The sequence below is a fragment of the Frigoribacterium sp. R86507 genome, from assembly GCF_044597695.1.
Lineage (GTDB): Bacteria > Actinomycetota > Actinomycetes > Actinomycetales > Microbacteriaceae > Frigoribacterium.
Genome location: NZ_CP139002.1, coordinates 305,307 through 327,113, shown reverse-complemented (window position 1 = coordinate 327,113; position 21,807 = coordinate 305,307). Strand labels below are relative to the sequence as shown.

At 71.5% G+C, this 21,807-nt stretch carries 20 protein-coding genes; 13 read left to right on the top strand and 7 right to left on the bottom strand.

The genetic code is table 11. From position 1 onward, the window contains the following. Window positions 1-778 precede the first annotated feature (778 nt). The 4 genes from aqpZ to SJY14_RS01565 form a co-directional block, all read right to left on the bottom strand. Window positions 779-1,561: an aquaporin Z gene (gene aqpZ / locus SJY14_RS01580; RefSeq protein ID WP_396599593.1), complete on the bottom strand. Its 783-nt coding sequence runs from the start codon at window positions 1,559-1,561 to the stop codon at window positions 779-781. An 80-nt stretch (window positions 1,562-1,641) separates the two neighbouring features. Next, entirely contained in the window at window positions 1,642-2,040 is a 399-nt protein-coding gene (locus tag SJY14_RS01575; RefSeq protein ID WP_396599592.1) for a phage holin family protein, read from the bottom strand. 375 nt (window positions 2,041-2,415) lie between these two features. Continuing rightward, entirely contained in the window at window positions 2,416-4,266 is a 1,851-nt protein-coding gene (locus tag SJY14_RS01570; protein ID WP_396599591.1) for a cation:proton antiporter, read from the bottom strand. A 5-nt stretch (window positions 4,267-4,271) separates the two neighbouring features. Next, a complete protein-coding gene (locus tag SJY14_RS01565) occupies window positions 4,272-4,949 on the bottom strand; it encodes a hypothetical protein (protein ID WP_396599590.1) in 678 nt (225 codons plus the stop codon). A 194-nt stretch (window positions 4,950-5,143) separates the two neighbouring features. Between SJY14_RS01565 and SJY14_RS01560 the strand changes: the two genes are divergently transcribed. The 10 genes from SJY14_RS01560 to SJY14_RS01515 all read left to right on the top strand — a co-directional run bounded on the left by SJY14_RS01560 (window position 5,144) and on the right by SJY14_RS01515 (window position 16,388). Then, the gene (locus SJY14_RS01560) at window positions 5,144-6,592 is read left to right on the top strand and encodes a sugar porter family MFS transporter (RefSeq protein WP_255351268.1); all 1,449 of its coding nucleotides are present in this window, start codon (window positions 5,144-5,146) and stop codon (window positions 6,590-6,592) included. 40 nt (window positions 6,593-6,632) lie between these two features. Next, entirely contained in the window at window positions 6,633-7,601 is a 969-nt protein-coding gene (gene iolC, locus SJY14_RS01555) for a 5-dehydro-2-deoxygluconokinase (RefSeq protein WP_071257552.1), read from the top strand. Next, window positions 7,594-8,517, top strand: coding sequence for a deoxyribose-phosphate aldolase (locus tag SJY14_RS01550; RefSeq protein ID WP_071257554.1), 924 nt, complete (start codon window positions 7,594-7,596; stop codon window positions 8,515-8,517). Before iolC ends, SJY14_RS01550 begins: the two co-directional genes overlap by 8 nt. Then, a complete protein-coding gene (locus SJY14_RS01545) occupies window positions 8,514-10,046 on the top strand; it encodes a CoA-acylating methylmalonate-semialdehyde dehydrogenase (protein WP_396599589.1) in 1,533 nt (510 codons plus the stop codon). The genes SJY14_RS01550 and SJY14_RS01545 overlap by 4 nt, the downstream gene beginning before the upstream one ends. A gap of 75 nt (window positions 10,047-10,121) precedes the next feature. After that, a complete protein-coding gene (gene iolB / locus SJY14_RS01540) occupies window positions 10,122-11,048 on the top strand; it encodes a 5-deoxy-glucuronate isomerase (RefSeq protein ID WP_396599588.1) in 927 nt (308 codons plus the stop codon). Next, entirely contained in the window at window positions 11,045-12,943 is a 1,899-nt protein-coding gene (iolD, locus tag SJY14_RS01535) for a 3D-(3,5/4)-trihydroxycyclohexane-1,2-dione acylhydrolase (decyclizing) (RefSeq protein WP_396599587.1), read from the top strand. Before iolB ends, iolD begins: the two co-directional genes overlap by 4 nt. A gap of 44 nt (window positions 12,944-12,987) precedes the next feature. Next, window positions 12,988-13,944, top strand: coding sequence for a sugar phosphate isomerase/epimerase family protein (locus tag SJY14_RS01530; protein ID WP_396599586.1), 957 nt, complete (start codon window positions 12,988-12,990; stop codon window positions 13,942-13,944). A gap of 40 nt (window positions 13,945-13,984) precedes the next feature. Then, on the top strand, window positions 13,985-15,034 hold the full coding sequence (locus SJY14_RS01525) for a Gfo/Idh/MocA family protein (protein WP_396599585.1): 1,050 nt from the start codon (window positions 13,985-13,987) through the stop codon (window positions 15,032-15,034). A 6-nt stretch (window positions 15,035-15,040) separates the two neighbouring features. Then, window positions 15,041-15,919, top strand: coding sequence for a sugar phosphate isomerase/epimerase family protein (locus tag SJY14_RS01520; protein WP_396600239.1), 879 nt, complete (start codon window positions 15,041-15,043; stop codon window positions 15,917-15,919). Window positions 15,920-15,968: 49 nt separating this feature from the next. Beyond that, on the top strand, window positions 15,969-16,388 hold the full coding sequence (locus tag SJY14_RS01515) for a tautomerase family protein (protein WP_396599584.1): 420 nt from the start codon (window positions 15,969-15,971) through the stop codon (window positions 16,386-16,388). 63 nt (window positions 16,389-16,451) lie between these two features. Here the strand turns inward: SJY14_RS01515 and SJY14_RS01510 are convergent, their stop codons facing one another. Further along, a complete protein-coding gene (locus tag SJY14_RS01510; RefSeq protein ID WP_396599583.1) occupies window positions 16,452-17,207 on the bottom strand; it encodes a GntR family transcriptional regulator in 756 nt (251 codons plus the stop codon). A gap of 131 nt (window positions 17,208-17,338) precedes the next feature. Further along, on the bottom strand, window positions 17,339-17,824 hold the full coding sequence (locus SJY14_RS01505) for a tetratricopeptide repeat protein (RefSeq protein ID WP_396599582.1): 486 nt from the start codon (window positions 17,822-17,824) through the stop codon (window positions 17,339-17,341). A gap of 192 nt (window positions 17,825-18,016) precedes the next feature. On the opposite strand from SJY14_RS01505, the gene SJY14_RS01500 reads away from it, so the two are divergent. The 3 genes from SJY14_RS01500 to SJY14_RS01490 all read left to right on the top strand — a co-directional run bounded on the left by SJY14_RS01500 (window position 18,017) and on the right by SJY14_RS01490 (window position 20,743). Beyond that, window positions 18,017-18,544, top strand: a complete 528-nt coding sequence (locus tag SJY14_RS01500; protein ID WP_071257568.1) for an SgcJ/EcaC family oxidoreductase — start codon at window positions 18,017-18,019, stop codon at window positions 18,542-18,544. 89 nt (window positions 18,545-18,633) lie between these two features. Next, a complete protein-coding gene (locus tag SJY14_RS01495) occupies window positions 18,634-19,302 on the top strand; it encodes a response regulator (protein ID WP_396599581.1) in 669 nt (222 codons plus the stop codon). Continuing rightward, window positions 19,292-20,743: a sensor histidine kinase gene (locus SJY14_RS01490; protein ID WP_396599580.1), complete on the top strand. Its 1,452-nt coding sequence runs from the start codon at window positions 19,292-19,294 to the stop codon at window positions 20,741-20,743. The genes SJY14_RS01495 and SJY14_RS01490 overlap by 11 nt, the downstream gene beginning before the upstream one ends. A 132-nt stretch (window positions 20,744-20,875) precedes the next feature. Here SJY14_RS01490 and SJY14_RS01485 read toward each other — a convergent pair whose 3' ends face one another. Next, the gene (locus tag SJY14_RS01485) at window positions 20,876-21,739 is read right to left on the bottom strand and encodes a DUF4184 family protein (protein WP_396599579.1); all 864 of its coding nucleotides are present in this window, start codon (window positions 21,737-21,739) and stop codon (window positions 20,876-20,878) included. Window positions 21,740-21,807 lie beyond the last annotated feature (68 nt).

Sequence of the window (21,807 nt, the reverse complement as noted above, 5' to 3'; positions counted from 1 at the left end):
CCCGCCGGCCGAGGTGTGGCACGTGACCACGCTGCCCCGAGGCCTGCGATGATCGGAACGGGGCTGCTCGCGGCGCGCGCACGGGGCGAGGGGCGTCCCGGTCCCACCGTGTCCAGGGGAGAGCAGTGTCGAAAGCGAAGCCGGCCCGCAAGCCCGTGACACAGCTCACGAAGCGGCAGAAACGCGACGCCACGATCATGCTGATCCTGTTCGCCGTGGCGGTCGGCGTCCCCGTGACGCTGATGATCGGATCGCCCCACTGGGACCACGGCGACTTCCCGCGCGAGCTCGCGGAGTCGACACCGCACAGCGTCCTCCAGACCGACCACGGCAACCCCGGCACGTGGGAGTACGTGGACGACGATCTCGTGCACCGACCGCTTGGGGGAGTGCGTCCGCATCGACGGCTGGCGACTACAGTGCCCGTGGCAGTGCACCTCGGCCGACGGCACCCACGTCTTCACCTTCCGGCACCCGACGGGACGCGCGTCCGGCGGGTTCCAGGACGAGACCCTCACCGTGCGCGGCGTGGACGTCCCGATCGAGTGCACCCGGACGGGCGAGTGGCGTTCACCCCGGTACTGCCTGCCCCTCTCCGCCAGCCCGACACCCCAGGGGTAGCCGGTCCGAGTCTCGCAGTGTGCGCCGGTCGGTCGGCAGCCGAGGGCCTGCGGACGGCACCGCTCGGCCCGGAATGCGACCGCGGGGGAGCAGCCAACCGCAGGAGGCGCGGGTCACGTGACCCGCGCCTCCTTCGGTTCGCTGCCGCTCGGGCAGGTCAGGCGCGGCGACGCAGGACGCGGTGGGCGAGGCCCGCGAGGGCGGCGCCGACGAGGGGCGCCACGAAGAAGACCCAGACCTGGGCCAGCGCGTCGGGGCCGCCGTAGAGGGCCGCCGCCAGCGAGCGGGCGGGGTTCACGGACGTGTTGCTCACCGGGATGCTGATCAGGTGGATCAGCGTCAGGGTCAGGCCGATCGCCAGGGGTGCCAGGGCCTTGTACTCGTTCTTGGCGGTTACCGAGAGGATCACTCCGACGAACACGGCCGTGAGCACGATCTCGGTCACGAGCACGGCTCCGAGTCCGAAGCCGCCGGGCGACGAAGTCCCGAAGCCGTTCGACGCGAAACCCGACTCACGGGCCGCGGCGAAGTAGCCGGCGGGGCCGTCCGCGGCGACGAGCGCCACGACGCTCGCTCCGGCGGCCGCACCGACGAGCTGCGCCACGACGTAGCCGGGCACGCTCGCCCACGTGGTCCGACCGGCCAAGGCGAAGCCGACCGTCACGGCCGGGTTGAAGTGGCCACCCGAGATGTGACCGACGGCGTAGATGCCGGCCATCACGCTGAGCCCGAACGCCAGGGCCACGCCGAGGAAGCCGACACCGAGCGTGTTGCCGTCGTCCGGGAACGACGACGCGAACACGGCCGTGCCCACGCCTCCGACGACGAGGAGGAACGCCCCGAACGCCTCGGAGGCGTACCGCGCGAGCGGCGTGTAGGTCTCGGCGTGCTGGGTGCGCTGTTCTTTCGTGGACCGGCTGGCGGGTGTGTTGCGAGGCATGGGGGACTCTCTGGTGTCGGGTGGGGACGGTGTCGGGTGGGGAGTGGGTCGGGTTCGGAGGGGTGTCGGCGGAGCGGCAGCTAGTCGGCCGACGAGGTGAGGTTCTTCACCGTGTCGGAGGGCACCGGCGGGATGCCTCGCTTGACGCCCTTCAGGCCGACGGCGACGAGCACCGCGGTCACGACGGCGAAGACCGCGAACGTGATCAGCGCGGCGGCCCAGAGCGGCAGGGCCAGGGCCAGCAGCGCGACGGCGGTGACGGCGAGGAGGATCACGGTCACGATCGCGAGGACGGCGCCGACGGCGAGCAGCACGGCGCCGGATCGCGCATCCCGCGCCCGGCCGGCGATCTCGTCGCGCGCCGACCGCAGTTCGGTGCGGACGGCCTTGATGATGGGCTCGATCGCCCGGCTGCCGAGCTGGTCGCGGAACCTGCCGGCGAAGCTTCCGTCGGCCTGCTTCTCGTCGTCTGCGCTCATGGTGGTGGTCCTTCTCTCGGCGAGGCCACTCGGGACGGTGGCCGGGGATCGCTGTGCCGCGGTGCGGACACGGTGTGCCGCGGTGCGGACACACCATTCGGACGCGTGCGGCGCCCCACCCGTCATCGACCTCCAGCGAGCTTCCAGCCTCGGGTCGCCGAGCACTCGCGAAGCGGCCAGGCGGGGGACAGCGCGGGGCGTCCGGCGGCCTGAGGCCGACGTGCGGCGGCCGGCGTCCGGCGTCGGTGGGACGACCAGGAGGCGCGCGCGGCCGACCGGCGCCAGGCCCGGTCAGCGAGGCGTCCGGGGGTACCCGACCCGCGCCTCCTGCGGTCGTTCAGGGGGAGGCGCGGGGAACCGCGACGGCGGCCGGGGTCAGTCGGCGAGGCGGCCGCGGAGCTCGATCGCGATCTCGGAGGCGTCGAGGTTCGTGAGGGCGTCCGCGAGGACATCGGCGTCGAACAGGCCGTTGTCGCGGGCGTCGAGCAGGGCCTCACGCTGCGCGGCCAACATCGCCAGGGTGTGGGCCACCGACGCGTCGAAACCCTCCTTCGAGCGGTCGACCGTGCGGGGGTCGGGGCCGGGGACGGTGTCGGCGCTCGTCCGCATCAGCTCGACGATCTTGGTGCGCTCGGACTCGTTCTGGGCGTGCTCCGCGGCCTCGTCGACCGGCGGCGACAGACGCCTCAAGAGGGGCCCGATCGTCCCGCCCTGCAGCAGCAGCGACAGCGCCGCGACCGCGAACGCGATCAACACCAGCACCGGGCGCTGCGGGGTGTCCTCGGGCAGCGTCTGCGCCGCCGCGACCGTCACCGCGCCGCGCATCCCCGCCCAGACGACCGCCGTGCCGTCGCGCCAACCCAGCGGCTGACGCAGGAAGTACTCGATGTCGGCCAGGCCCTGCGTGACCCGCCTCGTGAACTGGTCGAGCGTCCGCTGCGAAGGGGTGCGCGGCGACCGGGCGCGGCCCGATCGGGTGCGCGGCTCGACGCGCCTCGGGCTGCGCGGCGTGCGGGCACGGGGTGACCGACCGGCCGACGCGAGGTCCGCGGGGTCGCCCACCGCGCCTCCTGCGGTGTCGCCGGAACCGGCACCGGTACCGGCTCCGGCCTCGAGCTGCCGCGGGTCGCTGCGCGCCCGCCGGTTCAGCTCGGCGAACGAGCCGCCGGCACCCTCGGACTCGATGCGGTCCTGCATGCTCTGCACCCGCGGCTGCATCGCCTCGGCGTGACGCGCCCTGGCCGACAGGAAGCGCAGTAGCGGCGCGACGTACGCCGCCCGCACGACGATCGTCAGCGCCAACGCACCGAGCGCGATCAGCAGCGCCGGCGCGACACCGGAGTGGTCCTCTTGCACGTCCGTGACGATCGACTTGATCTGAAGGCCCATGGTGAGGAAGACGGCACCCTCGAGCACGAGCTCGACCGTGCGCCAGTTCTGCGTGTCCGACAGGCGGTTCTGCGGCGACAGCACCCGCGGCGCCCGGACCCCCGTGACGAGGCCCGCGACCACCGCCGCGACGAGCCCGGACGCCCCGACGGCGCTCGCCGGGAGCGACGCGACGAACGGCACCGCGAACGAGATCACCGTGTTGACGGTCGAGTCGGTGACGCGCCTCCGCACGGCGAGGTTGACCCAGCCGACGACCAGACCGATCACCAGCGCGACGACGACCGAGTACGCGAACGTGCCCAGCGCACCCCAGAACGAGAAGGAGGCGGCGGTCGCCACGATCGCGGTACGCAACAGCACCAGCGCGGTCGCGTCGTTGAGCAGGCTCTCGCCGTCGAGCATGGCGACGACCCGCTTCGACACCGACGTCTGCTTGACGATCGACGTCGCGACCGCGTCCGTCGGGCTGATCACCGCGCCGAGCGCGACACCCCAGGCGAAGCCGAGGTCGGGCAGGACGAGCTGGAAGAACACGCCGAGCAGCAGGGCGGTCGCCACGACCAGCACGACCGACAGGCTGCTGATGGCCCCGAACTCGCGGCGGAAGTTCATCGCCGGCATCGACACGGCCGACGAGTAGAGCAGCGGCGGCAGGACGCCGGCGAGAATCAGCTCGGGATCGATCTCGACCGACGCGAACACCGGCAGGAAGCTCGCGGCGACCCCGACGGCGACCAGCAGCAGCGGGGCGGCGACTCCGAGGCGGGGGCCGACGAGGGTCGCAGCGGCGATCACCACGAAACCGGTGACCAGCACGACCAGCAGGTCGGCCATCTCCATCAGTCGTCGACCAGGACGCGGAGCGCCTCGACGAGCGCCCGGTTGCCGGCGCGGAGGGCGGCGACCTCGGCCTCGAGGGCGGTGAGGCGGGTGCCGGCGGGTGCGGGTGTGGGAGCTGATGCGGGTGCGGGTTCGGATGCAGGCTCGGGCACGGGTTCGGGCCGTGGCTCGGGTTCAGCCTCGGGTGTCGGCTCGGGCTCGGGCTCGGGCTCGGGCTCGGGGGCAGGATCGGACACTGCCCAGGGGTCCTGCTCGGGCTCGGGTTCGGTCTGCGGTTCGGGCGCGGTCTCGGTCTGCGGAACGGCCTCGGTCTGCTGCACGGCCTCGGTCTGCTGCACGGCCTCGGCCTCGGCGTCGGGCTCGGATCCGCTCGCGGGCTCCGGGGGTGCGGCGGACCGCGATGACTCGGCTGGCCCGTCGTCCGTGGGGGACTCGACCCGCGCCTCCTTGGTGGTCTTGACGACCTGCGAGAACTTGGGGCGGGGCTTGCGCTTCGGCTTGGCGGACTCGGGCGAGGCCTCGTCGACCCAGTCGCTGAGGGTCTGTCGCGGGACGTTGAACTCTTCCGCGACGACGGTGAGGACGTTGCGGTCGGTGGGGTTCGTCATCCGCCGCTGCAGCACGCGGGCCGTCGCGGCCTCTCGCGTCTCATCGTCGTACCACTCGTCGAAAGGCATGCTCCGATTCTAGGGAGCCGCTCACCGCAGGAGGCGCGGGTCACCCGAGCCGCGCCTCCTCGCCTCAGTCAAGTCTCCGACTCCATGACCGATTGACAGGACATACAGACATGGCTAGCCTCATCCTGTCGCCGATGCAGGGGCGACGACCCGCACCGACGCGGGAAGCTGTAACCACAACCAATGGAGGAATCGTGGTCACCGACACATCGGGCAGTTCGCCCCGAGTAGCTCTTCCCGCCCTGGTCTCGGGCCCGCACACCAAGCGCCTCGGCACCGTCGCGGTCATCGCCACCTTCGGTGGGCTGCTCTTCGGCTACGACACGGGCGTGATCAACGGCGCGCTCGACTCGATGGAGGAGAGCCTCGGTCTCACGCCGGCCAGCGAGGGCATCATGGTCTCGGCCATCCTCATCGGGGCTGCGGTCGGGGCGTTCTTCATCGGGCGCATCTCGGACGCCTTCGGGCGGAAGCCCACCATCAACACCCTCGCCATCCTGTTCTTCTTCGCGGCCCTCGCCTGCGTGCTCGCCCCCACCTGGGAGTTCCTCACCGGGGCACGGTTCTTCCTCGGCATCGCGGTCGGCGGTGCCTCGGTCACCGTTCCGGTGTTCCTCGCCGAGCTCGCCCCCACCGAGCAGCGCGGCGGGCTCGTCAGCCGCAACGAGCTCATGATCGTCTCGGGGCAGCTCGCCGCCTTCACGATCAACGCCGTCATCGGCAGCGTCTGGGGCGAGCACGACAACGTGTGGCGCTACATGCTGTCGGTCGCGGTGCTGCCCGCGATCGCCCTCTTCATCGGCATGTTCCGCGTCCCCGAGAGCCCTCGCTGGCTGATCGCCAAGGGCCGCGACGACGACGCGCTCGCCGTGCTCAAGCAGATCCGCGCCGACGACCGGGCGGTGGCCGAGATGGCCGAGGTGCGCCTTCTCGCCGACGAAGAGAAAGAGGCCAAGAGTGCCCGCCTCGCCGACCTCATCGCCGAGCCCTGGCTCCGCAAGATCTTGTTCATCGGCATCGGCCTGGCCGTCGCGCAGCAGCTGACGGGCATCAACTCGATCATGTACTACGGCACCCAGGTGCTGCAGCAGTCCGGCTTCTCGCAGAGCGGGGCCCTGATCGCCAACGTCGGGGCCGGCGTGATCGCCGTCGTCGCCATGCTCGTCGCCCTGCGCATCATCAACAAGGTTGGACGACGCACCATGCTCATGGTCGGCTTCGCCGGCGTCACGATCTTCCACCTGCTGATCGGCCTGTCGTCGCTGCTGATCCCCGAAGGGCTCGGCCGCGCCATCGTCGTCCTGATCTTCGTCATCGGCTTCGTCGGCACCATGCAGGGCACCATCGGCCCCCTCGTCTGGCTGATGCTCAGCGAGATCTTCCCCCTCAAGCTGCGCGGCGTCGGCATGGGGCTCACGGTGCTGATCCTCTGGCTGACCAACTTCGCCGTCAGCCTGCTCTTCCCGATCCTCGTCGCCGGCATCGGCATCTCGACGACGTTCTTCATCTTCGCCGTGCTCAACGCCGGGTCGTTCCTCTTCGCCGTGAAGAAGGTGCCCGAGACGAACGGGCGTTCGCTCGAGCAACTCGAAGAGGACTTCAGCACCGGAGCCATCTACGTCGTGAAGAACGGCAAGAAGTGACCACGACCGCACGCCCGGCTCTCGAAAGGACGACCACGTCATGACCGACCACAACGACACCGCCCCCTACGAGGTCCTGACCATGGGCCGCGTCGGCGTCGACATCTACCCGCAGCAGTCCGGTGTTCCCCTCGAAGAGGTCGAGACCTTCAGCAAATCCGTCGGGGGCAGCGCGACCAACGTCGCCATCGCCGCCGCCCGTCACGGCCGCCGGTCCGCGGTGGTCACCCGCACCGGCGACGATCCCTTCGGCCGCTACATCGTCCGAGAGCTCGAGCGGCTCGGCGTCTCGACCCGGCTCGTCTCGACCGTCGACGGGCTGAACACCCCGGTCACGTTCTGCGAGATCTTCCCGCCCGACGACTTCCCGCTCTACTTCTACCGGCAGCCGAAGGCACCCGACCTCATGATCACCGCGGGCTCGCTCGACCTCGCCGCCGTCGAGCAGGCCACGGTCTTCTGGGCCACGGTCACCGGCCTCAGCGAAGAACCGAGCAGGCAGGCGCACCACGTGGCCTGGCAGGCCCGGGGTCGTCGTCCCCTGACGATCCTCGACCTCGACTACCGCCCCATGTTCTGGAAAAGCCCCGAGGTCGCCACCCGCGAGGTCGGGCGCGCCCTCGAGCACGTCACCGTCGCCGTCGGCAACCGAGAAGAGTGCGAGATCGCCGTCGGCGAGACCGAGCCCGAGCGGGCCGCCGACGCCCTCCTCGAACGAGGCGTCGAACTCGCCGTCGTCAAGCAGGGTCCCAAGGGCGTCCTCGCCAAGACGCGAGACGAACGGATCGAGGTGCCCGCGCACCTCGTCCAGGTCATCAACGGCCTGGGGTCGGGCGACGGGTTCGGCGGAGCCCTCTGCCACGGCCTGATCCAGGGATGGTCGCTCGACCGCACCCTGCGCTTCGCCAACGCGGCCGGCGGCATCGTCGCCACCCGGTTCGAGTGCTCCACCGCCATGCCCACCACCGACGAGGTCGAGGCCGTCCTCGAGGAGGCACACCATGTCTGACCGCACCACCCCGGCTCTCGACTTCGAGCGCCTCCGCACCCTCCGGGCCGCCGAACCGCACCGGGTGGCCGAGGCCCTCGCCGCCCGCACCCGGCCCGCCCCCCTGGCCGCCGACGGACGCCTCTTCATCATCGCGGCGGACCACCCCGCCCGTGGTGCTCTCGGTGTCCGAGGCGACGCGATCGCCATGGCCGACCGGTACGACCTCCTCCGTCGACTCGTCGTCGCCCTCGACCGACCCGGCGTCGACGGGGTGCTCGGCACTCCCGACATCCTCGAGGACCTCGCCCTGCTCGGCGCCCTCGACGGCAAGGTCGTCGTCGGAAGCATGAACCGGGGCGGGCTCCAGGGCGCCACGTTCGAGCTGGACGACCGCTTCACCGCGTACTCGGCCGCGTCGATCGCCGACTCCCGCTTCGACTTCGCGAAACTGCTCGTCCGCGTGGCCCTCGACGACCCCGGCACGGCCTCGACCCTGGCCGCGACGGCACGCGCGGTGACCGAGTCGGCCAGGCTGCGCCTCCCGATCATGCTCGAGCCCTTCATGAGCTCGTGGGTCGACGGGCGCGTGACGAACGACCTCACGGCCGATGCCGTCATCAAGTCGGTCGCCATCGCGTCGGGCCTCGGCGAATCCTCCGCCTACAGCTGGCTCAAGCTGCCCGTCGTCGACGACATGGAACGCGTGATGGCGGCGACGACCCTGCCCACGCTGCTGCTGGGGGGCGACCCCGCCGTCGACCCGGCCGACACCTACGCCCGCTGGGCCGCGGCCCTGGCCCTCCCCGGCGTCCGCGGGCTCGTCGTCGGGCGCACCCTGCTCTACCCGAGCGACGACGACGTCGCCGCAGCCGTGGACCACGCCGCCGGGCTCGTCCACTCTCCCTCGACCACGAACGGATCGGCAGAACGATGACCAGCACCACCAGCACGCACACCGGCAACGCCGCCACCGATCGCCCTCTGGTCGCGCACTGGATCGACAACGCCGAGGTGCCCGGCACGAGCGGCCGCACCGCCCCCGTCTACGACCCGGCCCTCGGGGTCGCGACGAAGGACGTCTCGCTCGCCGACGCCTCCGAGATCGAGGCCGCCGTCGCCTCGGCGCGACGGGCGTTCCCCGCCTGGCGCGACCTCTCGATCACGAAGCGTCAGCAGATCATGTTCCGCTTCCGTGAGCTCCTCAACGAGCGCAAGGGCGAACTGGCCGAGATCCTCACGAGCGAACACGGCAAGGTGCTGAGCGACGCCCTCGGCGAGATCACCCGCGGCCTCGAGGTCGTCGAACTGGCGACCGGGTTCCCCCATCTGATCAAGGGCGAGTTCTCGCAGCAGGTGTCCACCGGGGTGGACGTGTACTCGACCAAGGCGCCCCTCGGCGTGGTCGGAGTCATCAGCCCCTTCAACTTCCCGGCCATGGTGCCGATGTGGTTCTTCCCGATCGCGATCGCGGTCGGCAACACCGTCGTGTTGAAGCCGTCCGAGAAGGACCCGTCCAGCGCCGTGTTCCTCGCCCGCCTCTTCGCCGAGGCCGGCTTGCCTGAGGGTGTCTTCAACGTCCTCCACGGCGACAAAGAGGCCGTCGACGGCCTGCTCGAGCACCCCGACGTCAAGGCCATCTCGTTCGTCGGGTCGACGCCCATCGCCCGGTACATCTACGAGACCGCTGCCCAGCACGGCAAGCGCGTCCAGGCCCTCGGCGGTGCCAAGAACCACATGCTCGTGCTGCCCGACGCCGACCTCGACCTGGTGGCCGACAGCGCGATCAACGCCGGATTCGGTTCGGCGGGCGAGCGCTGCATGGCGATCAGCGTGGTCGTCGCGGTCGAACCCGTGGCCGACGAACTGATCGAGAAGATCACCTCACGCATGGCCGGCCTCACCGTCGGCGACGGTCGCCGCAGCTGCGACATGGGCCCTCTCGTCACCGAGCAGCACCGTGACAAGGTCGCGAGCTACATCGACATCGCCCTCGCCGACGGAGCCGACGTCGTCGTCGACGGCCGGGGCATCGAGGTCGACGGTGAGGCCGACGGCTTCTGGCTCGGGCCCACCCTGATCGACAATGTGCCGCTCACCAGCCGCGTCTACACCGAAGAGATCTTCGGGCCGGTGCTGTCGATCGTGCGCGTCGCGTCGTACGACGAGGGCGTCGCCCTCATCAACGCCGGTGCCTACGGCAACGGGACCGCGATCTTCACCAACGACGGAGGCGCGGCGCGGCGTTTCCAGGCCGAGATCGAGGTCGGCATGATCGGCATCAACGTGCCCATCCCGGTGCCCGTCGCGTACTACTCGTTCGGCGGCTTCAAGGACAGCATCTTCGGTTCGGACAAGGCCTACGGGATGCAGGGCTTCGAGTTCTACACCCGCGAGAAGGCGATCACGTCGCGTTGGCTGGACCCGAGCCACGGCGGCGTCGACCTGGGCTTCCCCCAGAACTGACCGCCGGCCCGATCTGTCCCCAGGCAGTACCCCCGTGGCCCCCGGGCCGCTCCGCTCGATGATGAGGTGGACGACATGAACGACGACCCCCGCTGGTTCTTCCCCCGCGGCGACCTGACCCGCGACGGCTGGCAGACCGTCGTCGACGGCGACCTCGACGGTTGGCAGCACACCGGCCTGCGCGTCGGCGAGCTCGGTGACGGTGTCTCGTTGCACCTCGCCGCCGGTGGGCTCGAGCGCATGGTGGTGCCGCTGACCGGTGACGTCGTGGTCGAGTGGAGCGACGCCCGAGGGGGGTCGGGCACCCTCGAGCTCGCCGGGCGCGAGTCCGTCTTCGACGGGCCGGCCGACGTCGCCTACCTGGGCGTCCGGACGGAGGCGGTGGTCAGCGGGCACGGTCGGGTCGCGGTCGCCGAGGCACCCGCCGACCAGGTGCTCGACGTACAGGTGCTCCGTCGTGACGACATTCCCGTCGAGATCCGCGGAGCCGGTCGATCGACCCGCCAGGTGCACAACTTCGGCACCCCGGACGGGCTGCACGCCCAGAAGCTCATCGTCTGCGAGGTCGTGACGCCCGCCGAGAACTGGTCGTCGTACCCTCCGCACAAACACGACGAGGGGGTGCCCGGCACCGAGTCCCGCCTCGAAGAGATCTACTACTTCGAGTCCGCCGTCAGCCGCGGCCTCGACGCCCCCTCGCAGGCCGACCCGTTCGGCATGTTCGCCACCTACAGCTCACCTGCGGGGCAGATCGACGTGAACGCCCTCGTCCGCACCGGCGACGTCGCCCTCGTCCCGTTCGGGTACCACGGCCCCGCCGTCGCCGCCCCGGGCTACGACCTCTACTACCTCAACGTCATGGCGGGGCCCGACCCCGAGCGCGCCTGGCTGATCACCGACGACCCGGCACACGGTTGGGTCCGTGCCGGGTGGGAGTCCCAGGCTCCCGACCCCCGGCTGCCCTACCTCCCCACCGCACCCTCGAAAGGACCGCGTCGATGACGACGAAGAGACTCACCGTCGGCCAGGCACTCGTCGAGTTCCTCGCCAACCAATGGACGGTCGACGGTGACGTGAGAGAACGCACTATCCCCGGCATGTTCGGCATCTTCGGCCACGGCAACGTCGCGGGCGTCGGCCAGGCGCTCAAGCAGTACCACGTCGACCGGCCGGGCCTCATGCCGTACCTCCAGGCGCGCAACGAGCAGGCGATGGTGCACCAGGCCGTGGGCTACGCCCGCATGCACCGGAGGCGCGCGACCTACGCGAGCACCGCCTCCGTCGGTCCGGGTGCCGCCAACATGCTCACGGCCGCCGCGCTCGCGACGACGAACCGCCTGCCGGCCCTGCTGCTGCCGAGCGACACCTTCGCCACGAGGGTCAGCGATCCCGTGCTGCAGCAGATCGAGATGCCGCACGACACGTCCCTGCAGGTGACCGACGCGTTCCGGCCGCTGTCGCGGTTCTTCGACCGCGTCGACCGGCCCGAGCAGCTCTTCTCGATCGCGCTCGCCGCGATGCGCGTGCTGACCGATCCGGCCGAGACCGGTGCCGTCACGATCGCCCTGCCCGAGGACGTCCAGGCCGAGTGGCTCGACGTGCCCGACGAGTTCCTGCAACCCCGTGAGTGGCACATCCGGCGGCCCGTGCCCGAGCGAGGGCCGCTCGAGCGCGCCGTCGCCGCCGTCAAGGGTGCGAAGCGCCCCGTCATCGTCGCCGGCGGCGGAATCCTCTACTCGGGCGCGGAGCAGCAACTCGACGCCCTCGCCCGCGCGACCGGCATCCCCGTCGGCACCACACAGGCCGGCGGAGGGTCACTCGCCTGGGACCACCCCCAGTACCTCGGGGGCATCGGCGCCACCGGCACGACCGCCGCGAACCGCATCGCTGCCGAGGCCGACCTCGTCATCGGCATCGGCACCCGGTACAGCGACTTCACCACCGCCTCACGGACGGCCTTCCAGGACAGCGACGTGCGGTTCGTCAACGTCAACATCACGTCGTTCGACGCCTACAAGCACGGCTCGCAACTGCCCGTCGTGGCCGATGCCCGCGAGACGCTCGACGCCCTCGGCGCGGCGCTCGCCGAGCACCGGGTACCCGACGAGCACGCCACCCGCGTGGCCGCCGAGAAGGCGACCTGGGATGCCCTCGTCGACGAGGCCTTCCAGCCGTCCGGGCTCGCGTTGCCCGGCCAGCCCGAGATCATCGGCGCCGTCCAGGCCGCCAGCGACCCCACCGACGTCGTGGTCCAGGCGGCCGGGTCGTTGCCCGGCGACCTGCACAAGCTGTGGCGGGTCCGCGACCCGCTCGGGTACCACGTCGAGTACGCGTTCTCGTGCATGGGCTACGAGATCGCCGGTGGCCTCGGCGTCAAGAGGGGTGCCCCCGACCGCGACGTCATCGTCATGGTCGGTGACGGCTCCTACCTCATGCTGCACACCGAACTGGTCACCGCCGTCGCCGAGGGCATCAAGATCATCGTGGTCCTCATCCAGAACCACGGCTACGCCTCGATCGGCCACCTCTCCGAGACCGTCGGCGCCGAGCGCTTCGGCACCCTCTACCGCAAGCTCGATCCCGAGTCCCTCGACTTCCAGGGCACCGAGGTGCTTCCGGTCGACCTCGCGATGAACGCCCGCAGCTACGGGCTCGACGTCGTCGAAGTGCATCCGACGACGGATGCCGTGGCCGACCTCTCCGCAGCACTCGCCGCGGCCAAGGCCTCGTCGAAGAGCACGCTCATCCACGTGAACAGCGACCCACTCGTCTACGCCCCGGACGGCGAGGGCTGGTGGGACGTCCCGGTCGCGCAGGTCTCGACCCTCGACAGCACCACGGCCGCCCTGGCCGACTACCACGAGCAGCAGGCCGCACAGCGCCCGCTGCTCGGCTGACACCGCCGAACCTCACCCGCACCCTCTCGAAAGGCACCGCCGCCATGACCGACACCGTCACCGACCCCGACGCCACGCCCACAGGCCCGGGTCGGCGTGGGCTCCGCATCGGGACCGCGCCCGACTCGTGGGGCGTCTGGTTCCCCGAGCACCCCAGTCAGATCCCCTGGCCGCGCTTCCTCGACGAGGTGCAACAGGCCGGCTACCACTGGATCGAACTGGGCCCCTACGGGTACCTGCCGACCGACCCCCACCAGCTCGAGGACGAGCTCGGTCGGCGCGACCTGAAGCTGTCTGCCGGCACCGTCTTCACCGGGTTCCACAAGGGCGACGACCAGTGGCGACGCGCCTGGGACCAAGCGCTCGCCGTCGCCGGGCTCGCCTCGACGCTCGGTGCCGAGCACCTCGTCGTCATCCCCGACCTCTGGCGCAGCGACGCCACGAGCGAGGTGCTCGAGGCCCGCACCCTCACCGACGACCAGTGGGCGAAACTCGGCGCCGGCCACGACAAGCTCGGCAAGGCGCTCCTCGAAGAATTCGGCGTCGAGCAGCAGTTCCACACCCACGCCGACAGCCACGTCGGCACGTACCGAGAAACCGAGCGTTTCCTGGCCGAGACCGACGCCCGCTACACCAACCTCTGCCTCGACACCGGGCACTTCGCCTACTACGGCGGCGACTCCGTGCGCCTCGTCGAGCAGTACCCCGACCGCATCGGCTACCTGCACCTGAAGCAGGTCGACTCCGACCTGCGCTTCACCGTGCTCAAGAACGACGTGCCGTTCGGTGACGCCGTCGCCCAGGGCGTCATGGTCGAGCCGCCCAAGGGCGTGCCCGAACTCGCCCCCGTGCTCGACGCGGTCAGCCGCATCGATCCCGAGATCTTCGCGATCGTCGAGCAGGACATGTTCCCGGTCGAATCGATCGACCTGCCGCTCGGCATCGCCACCCGCACGCGAGAGCACATCATGAGCTGCTCGCCCCGCTCCCGCCTCGTCTGACGTCCCAGCCGACGATCCCCCGCCCCGAAGGAGAACCCCTGTGACCACCACCCCCGACCTCCGCGTCGCCGTCGTCGGCGCCGGCATGATGGGCGCCGACCACGTCGCTCGCATCACGTCCACCATCAGCGGGGCCACGGTCGTCGCCGTCGTCGACCCCGACACCGCTCGTGCCGACGCCGCGGCGGCGACCGCCCCCGGCGCGATCACCGCGGCCGACTTCGACGAGGCGCTCGCCACCACCGAGATCGACGCGGTGATCATCGCCACCCCCGGGTTCTTGCACGAGGCCGTCCTCCTGCCCGCTCTGGACCGCGGTCTGGCCATCCTCTGCGAGAAGCCCCTCACGACCGACGAGGCCGCGTCGCTCCGCGTGCTCGAGGCCGAGCAGAAGCTCGACCGGCCGCACATCCAGGTCGGCTTCATGCGCCGCTTCGACCAGGGGTACCAAGACCTCCGGGCCCTCGTCGCGTCCGGCGAGCACGGAGCCCTGCTCGCCCTGCACTGCGCCCACCGCAACGCCACGACCCCGCCGAGCTACTCCGAAGAGATGCTCATCCTCGACTCGGTCATCCACGAGATCGATGCCGTCCCCTTCATCGCCGGCGAGCCGATCGTCGCGGTCGAGGTCAAGAAGCCCCGCCGCAACTCGCTGGCGCCCGAGGGGCTCCGCGAGCCGCAGTTCGTGATCCTCGAGACCGAGTCGGGCACGATGGCGATCGTGGAGATCAACGTCAACATCCAGTTCGGCTACCAGGTCACCACGGACGCCGTCTTCGAGAGCGGCGTGGCCTCCATTGGGCGCGAGACCGGACTCCAGCTCACCACGGCCGCCCGGTCGGGCGTCGCCGTGCCGCCGACGTTCAAAGAACGTTTCGGCGCCGCCTACGACACCCAGGTGCAGCGCTGGGTCGACGCCGCGCACCGCGGCACCATCGACGGTCCGAGCGCCTGGGACGGCTACCTCGCGAGCGTGGTCGCCACCGCCGGCGTCGAGGCGCAGAAGACCGGCCGCCGCGTCGAGGTCGACTACGCGATGGCCAAGCCGTCGTTCTACGACCGGCCCCGTGCCGCCGCGACGGGGGAGTGACCGGTGGTGAAGATCGCCCTCGACCCCACCCCGCTGCACCACAGCCACTCCCTGCTCGAGCTGCCCGCCAAGGTCGCCGAGCTGGGGTACGACCACCTGCAGCTGACCCCGCACCGCGACTTCATCCCGTTCTTCCGGCACCCGAAGGCTGACGACGACCTCGTCGACGCCTTCGCGGCGGCCTGCAAGGAGGCGCGGGTCGAGATCGCGTCCGTCCTGCCCGTCCTGCGCTGGTCCGGTCCTGACGAGGAGTCCCGTCGGGCCGCCGTCAAGCAGTGGAAGCGCGTCATCGAGATCACCGCCCGCCTCGGTGTCGACGTGATCAACACCGAGTTCAGTGGTCGGCCCGAGCTGTCGGAAGAGTCCGAGCGTCAGTTCTACTGGTCGATGGAAGAGTTGCTGCCCGTCCTCGAACGTGAGGGCATCCGCGTCTTCATCGACCCGCACCCCGACGACTTCGTCGAGGACGGCCTGGAGGCCCTCCGGGTCATCCGCGGTCTCAACACGAAGCACGTCGGTCTCGCCTACGTCGCGTGCCACACCTTCCACTACGGCGGCGACATGGCCGAGATCATGGCCGCGGCCGGGCACTCGCTCGGGCTCGTCCACATCGCCGACACGTTCGACCACCGCCGGTCGCACGGGCTGCGGTACATCTCCAACCCGCCCGGCAACGCGGCCCGTGTGCACCAGCACCTGAAGATCGGTGACGGTGACGTCGACTGGGACGGCTTCTTCGGCGGCCTGCACCGGCTCGGCTTCTTCGATCGCGACGACACCGTCGCCGTCTCGAGCGTCTTCGCCGAGGACGAAGCCGTCGACAGCGTCAGTCGCTACCAACGCGAACAGATCACGGCGCGCATCGACGCCGCGTCGCGCGCCTGAGCCGCCGACACCCGCCGACACCTGACCACTCCCGACGAAAGAAGAGACCATGCCCCTCGTCCGCATCGACCTCCTGCCCGGTCGCACCCCCGAACAGATCACCGCGATCGCCGACGCCGTCCACGACGCGATCGTCGAGGTCTACGGCATCCCGCCTCGAGACCGCTTCCAGGTGATCAACGAACTGCCCGCCGGTCGCATCATCGCGCAAGACGCCGGGCTCGGTTTCGAACGCTCCGGCGGAGTCGTCATGATCCAGATCTTCACCCAGAGGGGACGCACCGACGAAGCCAAGCAGGCCCTCTACGCCCGGATCGCCTCGGGCCTCGAGACCGTCGGCGTAGCCGGAGGGGACGTCTTCATCGGCTACGTCGAGAACGGTCCGCAGGACTGGTCGTTCGGCTTCGGGGTGGCGCAGTACGTGACGGGTGAACTGCAGGTGCCCTCCGCCGCCGGACAGGCCGGCTGACCCGCCGGTCGGTCGGGCGTCGGCGCCTGGAGCCGGCCACCGCCGCCCGGCGCCGTTCCTCGACTACTTGTCGACGAGGGTGATCGAGAACGAGTAGAGGTCGGGCCGGTAGCAGTGGTGCCCGACCTCGACCGCCCGCCCCGACGCGTCGTAGGCGGTGCGGGTCATGGTCAGCACTGCCCCGCGCGGCTCGATCTCGAGCAACTGAGCCTCGTCGGCGTGAGCGGCCCGGGCTCCGATCCGCTGCTTCGCCACCCGGATCGTGACGCCGAGGGCTCGGAGCAGTTGGTAGAGGCCCTGGGCGGCGAGGTCGGCGTCCGAGAACGGGGCGAGGTCGAGCGGCAGGTAGTTCTCGAGCACCGCGACGGGGACCCCGTCCGCCAGGCGAAGGCGCCGCACGTGGCTGACCTGGTCGCCGACCTCGATGCCGAGCGCCATGGCGGTCTTCTCGTCGGCCTCGACGACCTGGTGGGCGAGCAGACGTGTCGTCGGGGCCTTGCCACTGTCGGTCAGGTCTTCGAACAGGCTGGTCAGCTCGACGTTGCGAGTCACGGGTCCGTGGACGACCTGGGTGCCGATGCCTCGCCGCCGGACGACGAGTCCTTTGTCGACCAGCTCTTGGATGGCTCGGCGGACGGTGGGTCTCGACAGGGCGAGACGTTCGCCGAGTCCGACCTCGTTCTCGAGTCGAGCGCCCGCGGGCAGCTGCCCACCCAGGATGGCCGCCTCGAGTCGCGTGGACATCTGGAACCACAACGGGATGGGGCTGCCGCGGTCGAGGTCGGCGAAGAGATCGGCCGGAAGCTTTGCGTCGGTCATGTGCTCCCCTCAGCCGAACGTATGTCGTGACAACCTTACGGGCGGCGCGGGGCGGTGGCCATCCCCAGCGGACGGGTCGGCGCCTCGCACGGGCAGCGGCCGGGTCAGCGCTCGCAGGGGCAGTGGCCGGGTCAGCGCTCGGTGAGTGCGGCCGCGTAGGCGCTGACCGAGCGGTGGTAGCGGGGGAGGGTCGGCTCGACGGCCTCGATCGCGACCCGCAGGGCCTCGTCGACCCGGCCGGCGCTGTGCAGGGCGAGCGCGAGGAAGACCTTCGGCGCCGCTCCGGTGGCCGGGTGCTCGGGGGCGTCACGCAGCATGGCGATGGCCTCGTCGACGCGGCCGAGGTTGCGCAGGGTCGAGGCGTGCTGCACGACCGTCTGCGCGGCACGGGCCGGGTCGACGGCATCGAGGCCGGCCTCGGTCGCCGCCGCGTAGTGCACGTGGGCCTCGGCCTCCCGGCCCCCCGAGTCGTGGGCGCCGCCGAGCTCGAACTCGCCCAGCGCGGGGTGAGGTGCATCGGCGGCCAGGGCCGTCATGCGCTCGATTCGCTGCTCGTCGTCGACGGTCTCGTCGGCCCACAGGGCGGCGACGCGGTCTTCCCAGGCCTCGGTGCTCATCCGGCCACGGTAGCGGGCGAGGTGAGCCGCGCCTCCTCGGGGTGAGGCGCGCCTCCTCCCCAGCGACACCCGACCGGGATCTTGTCCCCGCGTTGACCTCCTGCTGACCGAGTGCTGACGCGCCTCTCGAGAGGCTTGATCCACCGCACACCACGGGCCGGCACACCGGCCCCCAAGCGAAGGAACACGCACATGACCCGCCGTCGAATCGCCCTCCCCGTCATCGCCGTCTCCGCCGCCGCCGTCCTCGGCATCACCGGGTTCACGGCCGCGACCGCCGCCGCCCCCGACCCGGCCCGCGACTCCTCGACGGCCGAGAAGACGCCCCCGACGGCCGACGTCCCGACCGAGGCCGAGGTCGAGTCCCTCTTCGACGACTGGAACGCCTCGCTCGCCACCGGTGACCCCACCCGGGTCGCCGAGCACTACGCCGAGGACGCCGTCCTGCTGCCTACGGTCTCGCCCGGCATCCACGACACCCCCGCCGAGCGCCTCGAGTACTTCGAGGGCTTCCTGCTCAACGAACCGCAGGGCGAGATCACCGAGAGCGTCGTCCGCGACCTCGGCGACGGGTACGTCTCGCACTCCGGCCTGTACACGTTCACGATGGGGGCGAGCGGCGACGTCGTGCCGGCCCGGTTCACGTTCGTCTACGCCGAGGACGACGGCGAGTGGCAGATCGTCGAGCACCACTCGTCGAAGGAGCCGGTGAAGGGCTAGGCGACCGTGCGCCGTCGGCCGGCACGCGCCTCCTGCGTTCGCCGTCCGTCCAGTCGAGGGTGAGATCGTCGACCGTGCTCGTTCTGCTCGTGGAAGACGATCCCGCCATCGCCGCCTCGCTGCGCGAGGGCCTCGCACGCTTCGGCTACGACGTCGAGTGGGTGACGACCGGAGGCGAGGCGCTCGACGCCGACCCACCCGGCGTCGTCCTGCTCGACCTCGGCCTGCCCGACATGGACGGCCTCGACGTCTGCCGGCGGCTCCGAGCCCGGTCGAACGTGCCGATCATCGTCATCACCGCCCGAGGCGACGAGGTCGACACCGTCGCCGGGCTCGAGGTCGGTGCCGACGACTACGTCGCGAAACCGTTCGGCGTCCGCGAGATCGTGGCACGCATCCGCGCGGTGACCCGGCGCCACGGGGGCGACGCGACGGGCGAGGCCACCGAACCCGCGCCTCCTGCCGTGGTCCTCGGCGCCGTGAGCGTCGACGTCGCGGCGAGGCGGGTGCGCCGACACGACGCCGAGGTCGCCCTCGCGCCGAAGGAGTTCGACCTGCTCGTCGCCCTGGCCCGACGCGTCGGGTCGGTCGTCACCCGCGAGGCGCTGATCGACGAGGTCTGGGACAGCCACTGGTTCGGGTCGACGCGCACCCTCGACGTCCACGTGTCGGCCCTGCGGCAGAAGCTCGGGCCCGAGATCGCCATCACGACCGTGCGCGGGGTCGGGTTCCGGTTGGAGCACGCCGATGCGCCGTAGGCTCGTCGCCTCGTACCTCGTGATCGTCGGGCTCGCCCTCGTCGCCTTCACCGTGCCGGTCGGCCTGCAGCTGACCGACCTGTTGCGCAGCGATCAACGCGAGGTGGCCCTGCGCGAGGCACGCACCATCGCCGTCCTGCTCGCCACCGCCACCGAAGCGGACGACGCCACGGCCCGCGGCGCCCGGGTGGCGCTGCTGCAGCTGCGCGACGAGATGGAGGAGCAGACCGACGGCCGTGTCGAGCTGATCGGCGTCGACAGGTCACCCGCCCTCGGCCGGCCGGTCGTCGGGGCGGACGACGGCGACTTCGACGCCGCCCTGTCGGGGCAGGAGCGCGTGCGGTCACTCGACGACTCCGTGCTCGGCGAGCGTGGCCTGCAGGTGACGGTGCCCGCGACGACCGACGACGGCCGGGTGGACGGCGCCGTCCGGGTCACGGTGCCCACGGCCCCGGTGGACGAGGAGGTGCGGGGCATCTGGCTCTTCCGGCTCGCGGCCGGCGCGGTCGTCCTGGTGCTCTCGGTGATCGCCAGCGCCGTCGTCGCCACGTCGCTGCTGCGCCCGCTGCGGTTGCTCGACGCGATGGCCGACCGCATCTCGCGCGGCGACCTCACCGCCCGTGCCGACCTCGACGCGATGGGCCCGCCCGAGATGCGACGTCTCGCGAGCACCCTGAACGACGGCACCCGACGCATCGAGGTGCTGCTCTCGGCCCAGCGGGCCTTCACCGCCGACGCGTCGCACCAGCTGCGCACGCCCCTCACCGCCCTGCGCCTCGGCCTCGAGAACCTGCAGGACCGGCTCGACGACCCCGCCGACGTGGCCGCCGTCGATCGCGCCCTGAGCGAGTCCGGTCGGCTCAGCCGACTCGTCTCGGACCTGCTCGTGCTCGCCCGGAGTCAGGGCGCCTCGGCCACACCGGTACCCGTCGACGTCGGCGCGGTCCTGGAGGCGCGGGCCGAGGTCTGGTCGTCGTCGGCCGAGGACGTCGGGGCGCGGATCGTGGTGGAGCTCGGGGGGCCGGGGGTCGGCAGGTCGGGGCTCGGCGGGTCGGGGTCGGGCGGACCGGGGTTGGTCGCGCTCGCCTCGTCGGGGCAGCTCGAGCAGGCGCTCGACAACCTCATCGACAACGCGTTGCGGGTGTGCCCGACCGGCGAGGCGGTGACGCTGCGAGCGACGGCGCCCCCGGAGGCGGACGCAGTCCTCGTCGAGGTGATCGACCGCGGGCCCGGCATGTCGGCGGCTGACCGGGCCCGCGCGTTCGACCGCTTCTGGAGCACCACGCCGGGCGGCTCCGGCCTCGGACTCGCCATCGCCAGAGAACTCGTCCAGCACGACGGCGGGTCGGTCGACCTGGTCGACACTCCCGGCGGCGGGCTGACCGCGCGGCTCGTGCTGCCGCGCGACACCGCCGCGACCGGGGGCGACCGGGCCGGGTGAGCAGGGACGCAGGAGGCGCGGGTCGGCCGAGCCGCGCCTCCTGCGTCCCTGCTCGATGCCGTCGCCGCCGCGGGTGCACCATCGGGGCGAGCCGCGCCTCCTCGGGGTCGGCAACGGCGGAGGCCGTCCGCGTCAGGCTCGTCGGGGGTGTGCGCGAGCGCGGATCAGCTGCACGGCCACGGCGGCGACGGCCGTCGCGACCAGCACGAGTGCGCCCGCGAGGGTGCCGGCGAAGAACGTGAACGACTTCGCCGTGTGGACGTCGGTCGGCAGTCCCCGGGTCGCGGCGACGATCACGACGCCGGCGACGAGGGCCGCGGCGAGTGAGGCCCAGAACACGAGGCGGATGCGTGCAGCCGGGACGGGGGCCGCGGTCTCGGGCGTCGTGGTCGGGGCAGTGCGCCGCAGGTACCGGACGGCCGCGATGCCGAGCACGACCAGCCCGCCGAGTGACGAGACGTACTGCGCCCACTGCGTGCCGACCAACGGCCCCCACGGCTGGGCCAGTGCCGGGATCAGCGTGCTGCCGAACCGGTCCGGGTGCGTGAACGCGTCCCAGAACACGTGGGTGAGCACACCGAGGACGAGTGCGAGGAGAGCCCACGGGGCCGTGCGGGCCAGGCCGGCCCCCGAGCCGGTGCCGGGGTCGGTCCCGGGGCCGGTCCCGTCGCCGGGCACGGGCCCTTGCCCGCCCTCAGGCCTGTACCCGAGCCCACTGGCGTCCCACGACGTCGGCAGGCGCGACCCGATCGACGTCGGCAGCAGGGCGCGCGCCGCCGGCCGCAGCAGCACGCGCCAGACGAGGTACAGCAGCACCGCGACCGGCACCGAGAACAGCAGCAGGCTCGGGAACCCGTGGGTCTGCTCGTAGGTCACCCCGACGGGGAAGAACAGTGGCACGTCCGGCGCCATCGAGCCGACCGCCACCGCCCCGAACGGCAGGGGCGTGCGGACGAACGGCAGAGCGACGACGGCGTGGCTGGGGGTGAACGGCACACGCCATCGTGGCGGCCGGCGGCAGAGGCGGGCATCCACCCGGGGGTTGAGAGCGGCGCGACCCGGGG

Coding starts and splice junctions, on each gene's coding strand:
- iolD (WP_396599587.1), top strand. CDS start 11,045: ATGACGACGAAGAGACTCACCGTCGGCCAGGCACTCGTCGAGTTCCTC.
- SJY14_RS01545 (WP_396599589.1), top strand. CDS start 8,514: ATGACCAGCACCACCAGCACGCACACCGGCAACGCCGCCACCGATCGC.
- aqpZ (WP_396599593.1), bottom strand. CDS start 1,561: ATGCCTCGCAACACACCCGCCAGCCGGTCCACGAAAGAACAGCGCACC.
- iolB (WP_396599588.1), top strand. CDS start 10,122: ATGAACGACGACCCCCGCTGGTTCTTCCCCCGCGGCGACCTGACCCGC.
- SJY14_RS01550 (WP_071257554.1), top strand. CDS start 7,594: ATGTCTGACCGCACCACCCCGGCTCTCGACTTCGAGCGCCTCCGCACC.
- SJY14_RS01575 (WP_396599592.1), bottom strand. CDS start 2,040: ATGAGCGCAGACGACGAGAAGCAGGCCGACGGAAGCTTCGCCGGCAGG.
- SJY14_RS01510 (WP_396599583.1), bottom strand. CDS start 17,207: ATGACCGACGCAAAGCTTCCGGCCGATCTCTTCGCCGACCTCGACCGC.
- SJY14_RS01500 (WP_071257568.1), top strand. CDS start 18,017: ATGACCCGCCGTCGAATCGCCCTCCCCGTCATCGCCGTCTCCGCCGCC.
- SJY14_RS01570 (WP_396599591.1), bottom strand. CDS start 4,266: ATGGCCGACCTGCTGGTCGTGCTGGTCACCGGTTTCGTGGTGATCGCC.
- SJY14_RS01490 (WP_396599580.1), top strand. CDS start 19,292: ATGCGCCGTAGGCTCGTCGCCTCGTACCTCGTGATCGTCGGGCTCGCC.
- SJY14_RS01515 (WP_396599584.1), top strand. CDS start 15,969: ATGCCCCTCGTCCGCATCGACCTCCTGCCCGGTCGCACCCCCGAACAG.
- SJY14_RS01530 (WP_396599586.1), top strand. CDS start 12,988: ATGACCGACACCGTCACCGACCCCGACGCCACGCCCACAGGCCCGGGT.
- iolC (WP_071257552.1), top strand. CDS start 6,633: ATGACCGACCACAACGACACCGCCCCCTACGAGGTCCTGACCATGGGC.
- SJY14_RS01505 (WP_396599582.1), bottom strand. CDS start 17,824: ATGAGCACCGAGGCCTGGGAAGACCGCGTCGCCGCCCTGTGGGCCGAC.
- SJY14_RS01565 (WP_396599590.1), bottom strand. CDS start 4,949: ATGCCTTTCGACGAGTGGTACGACGATGAGACGCGAGAGGCCGCGACG.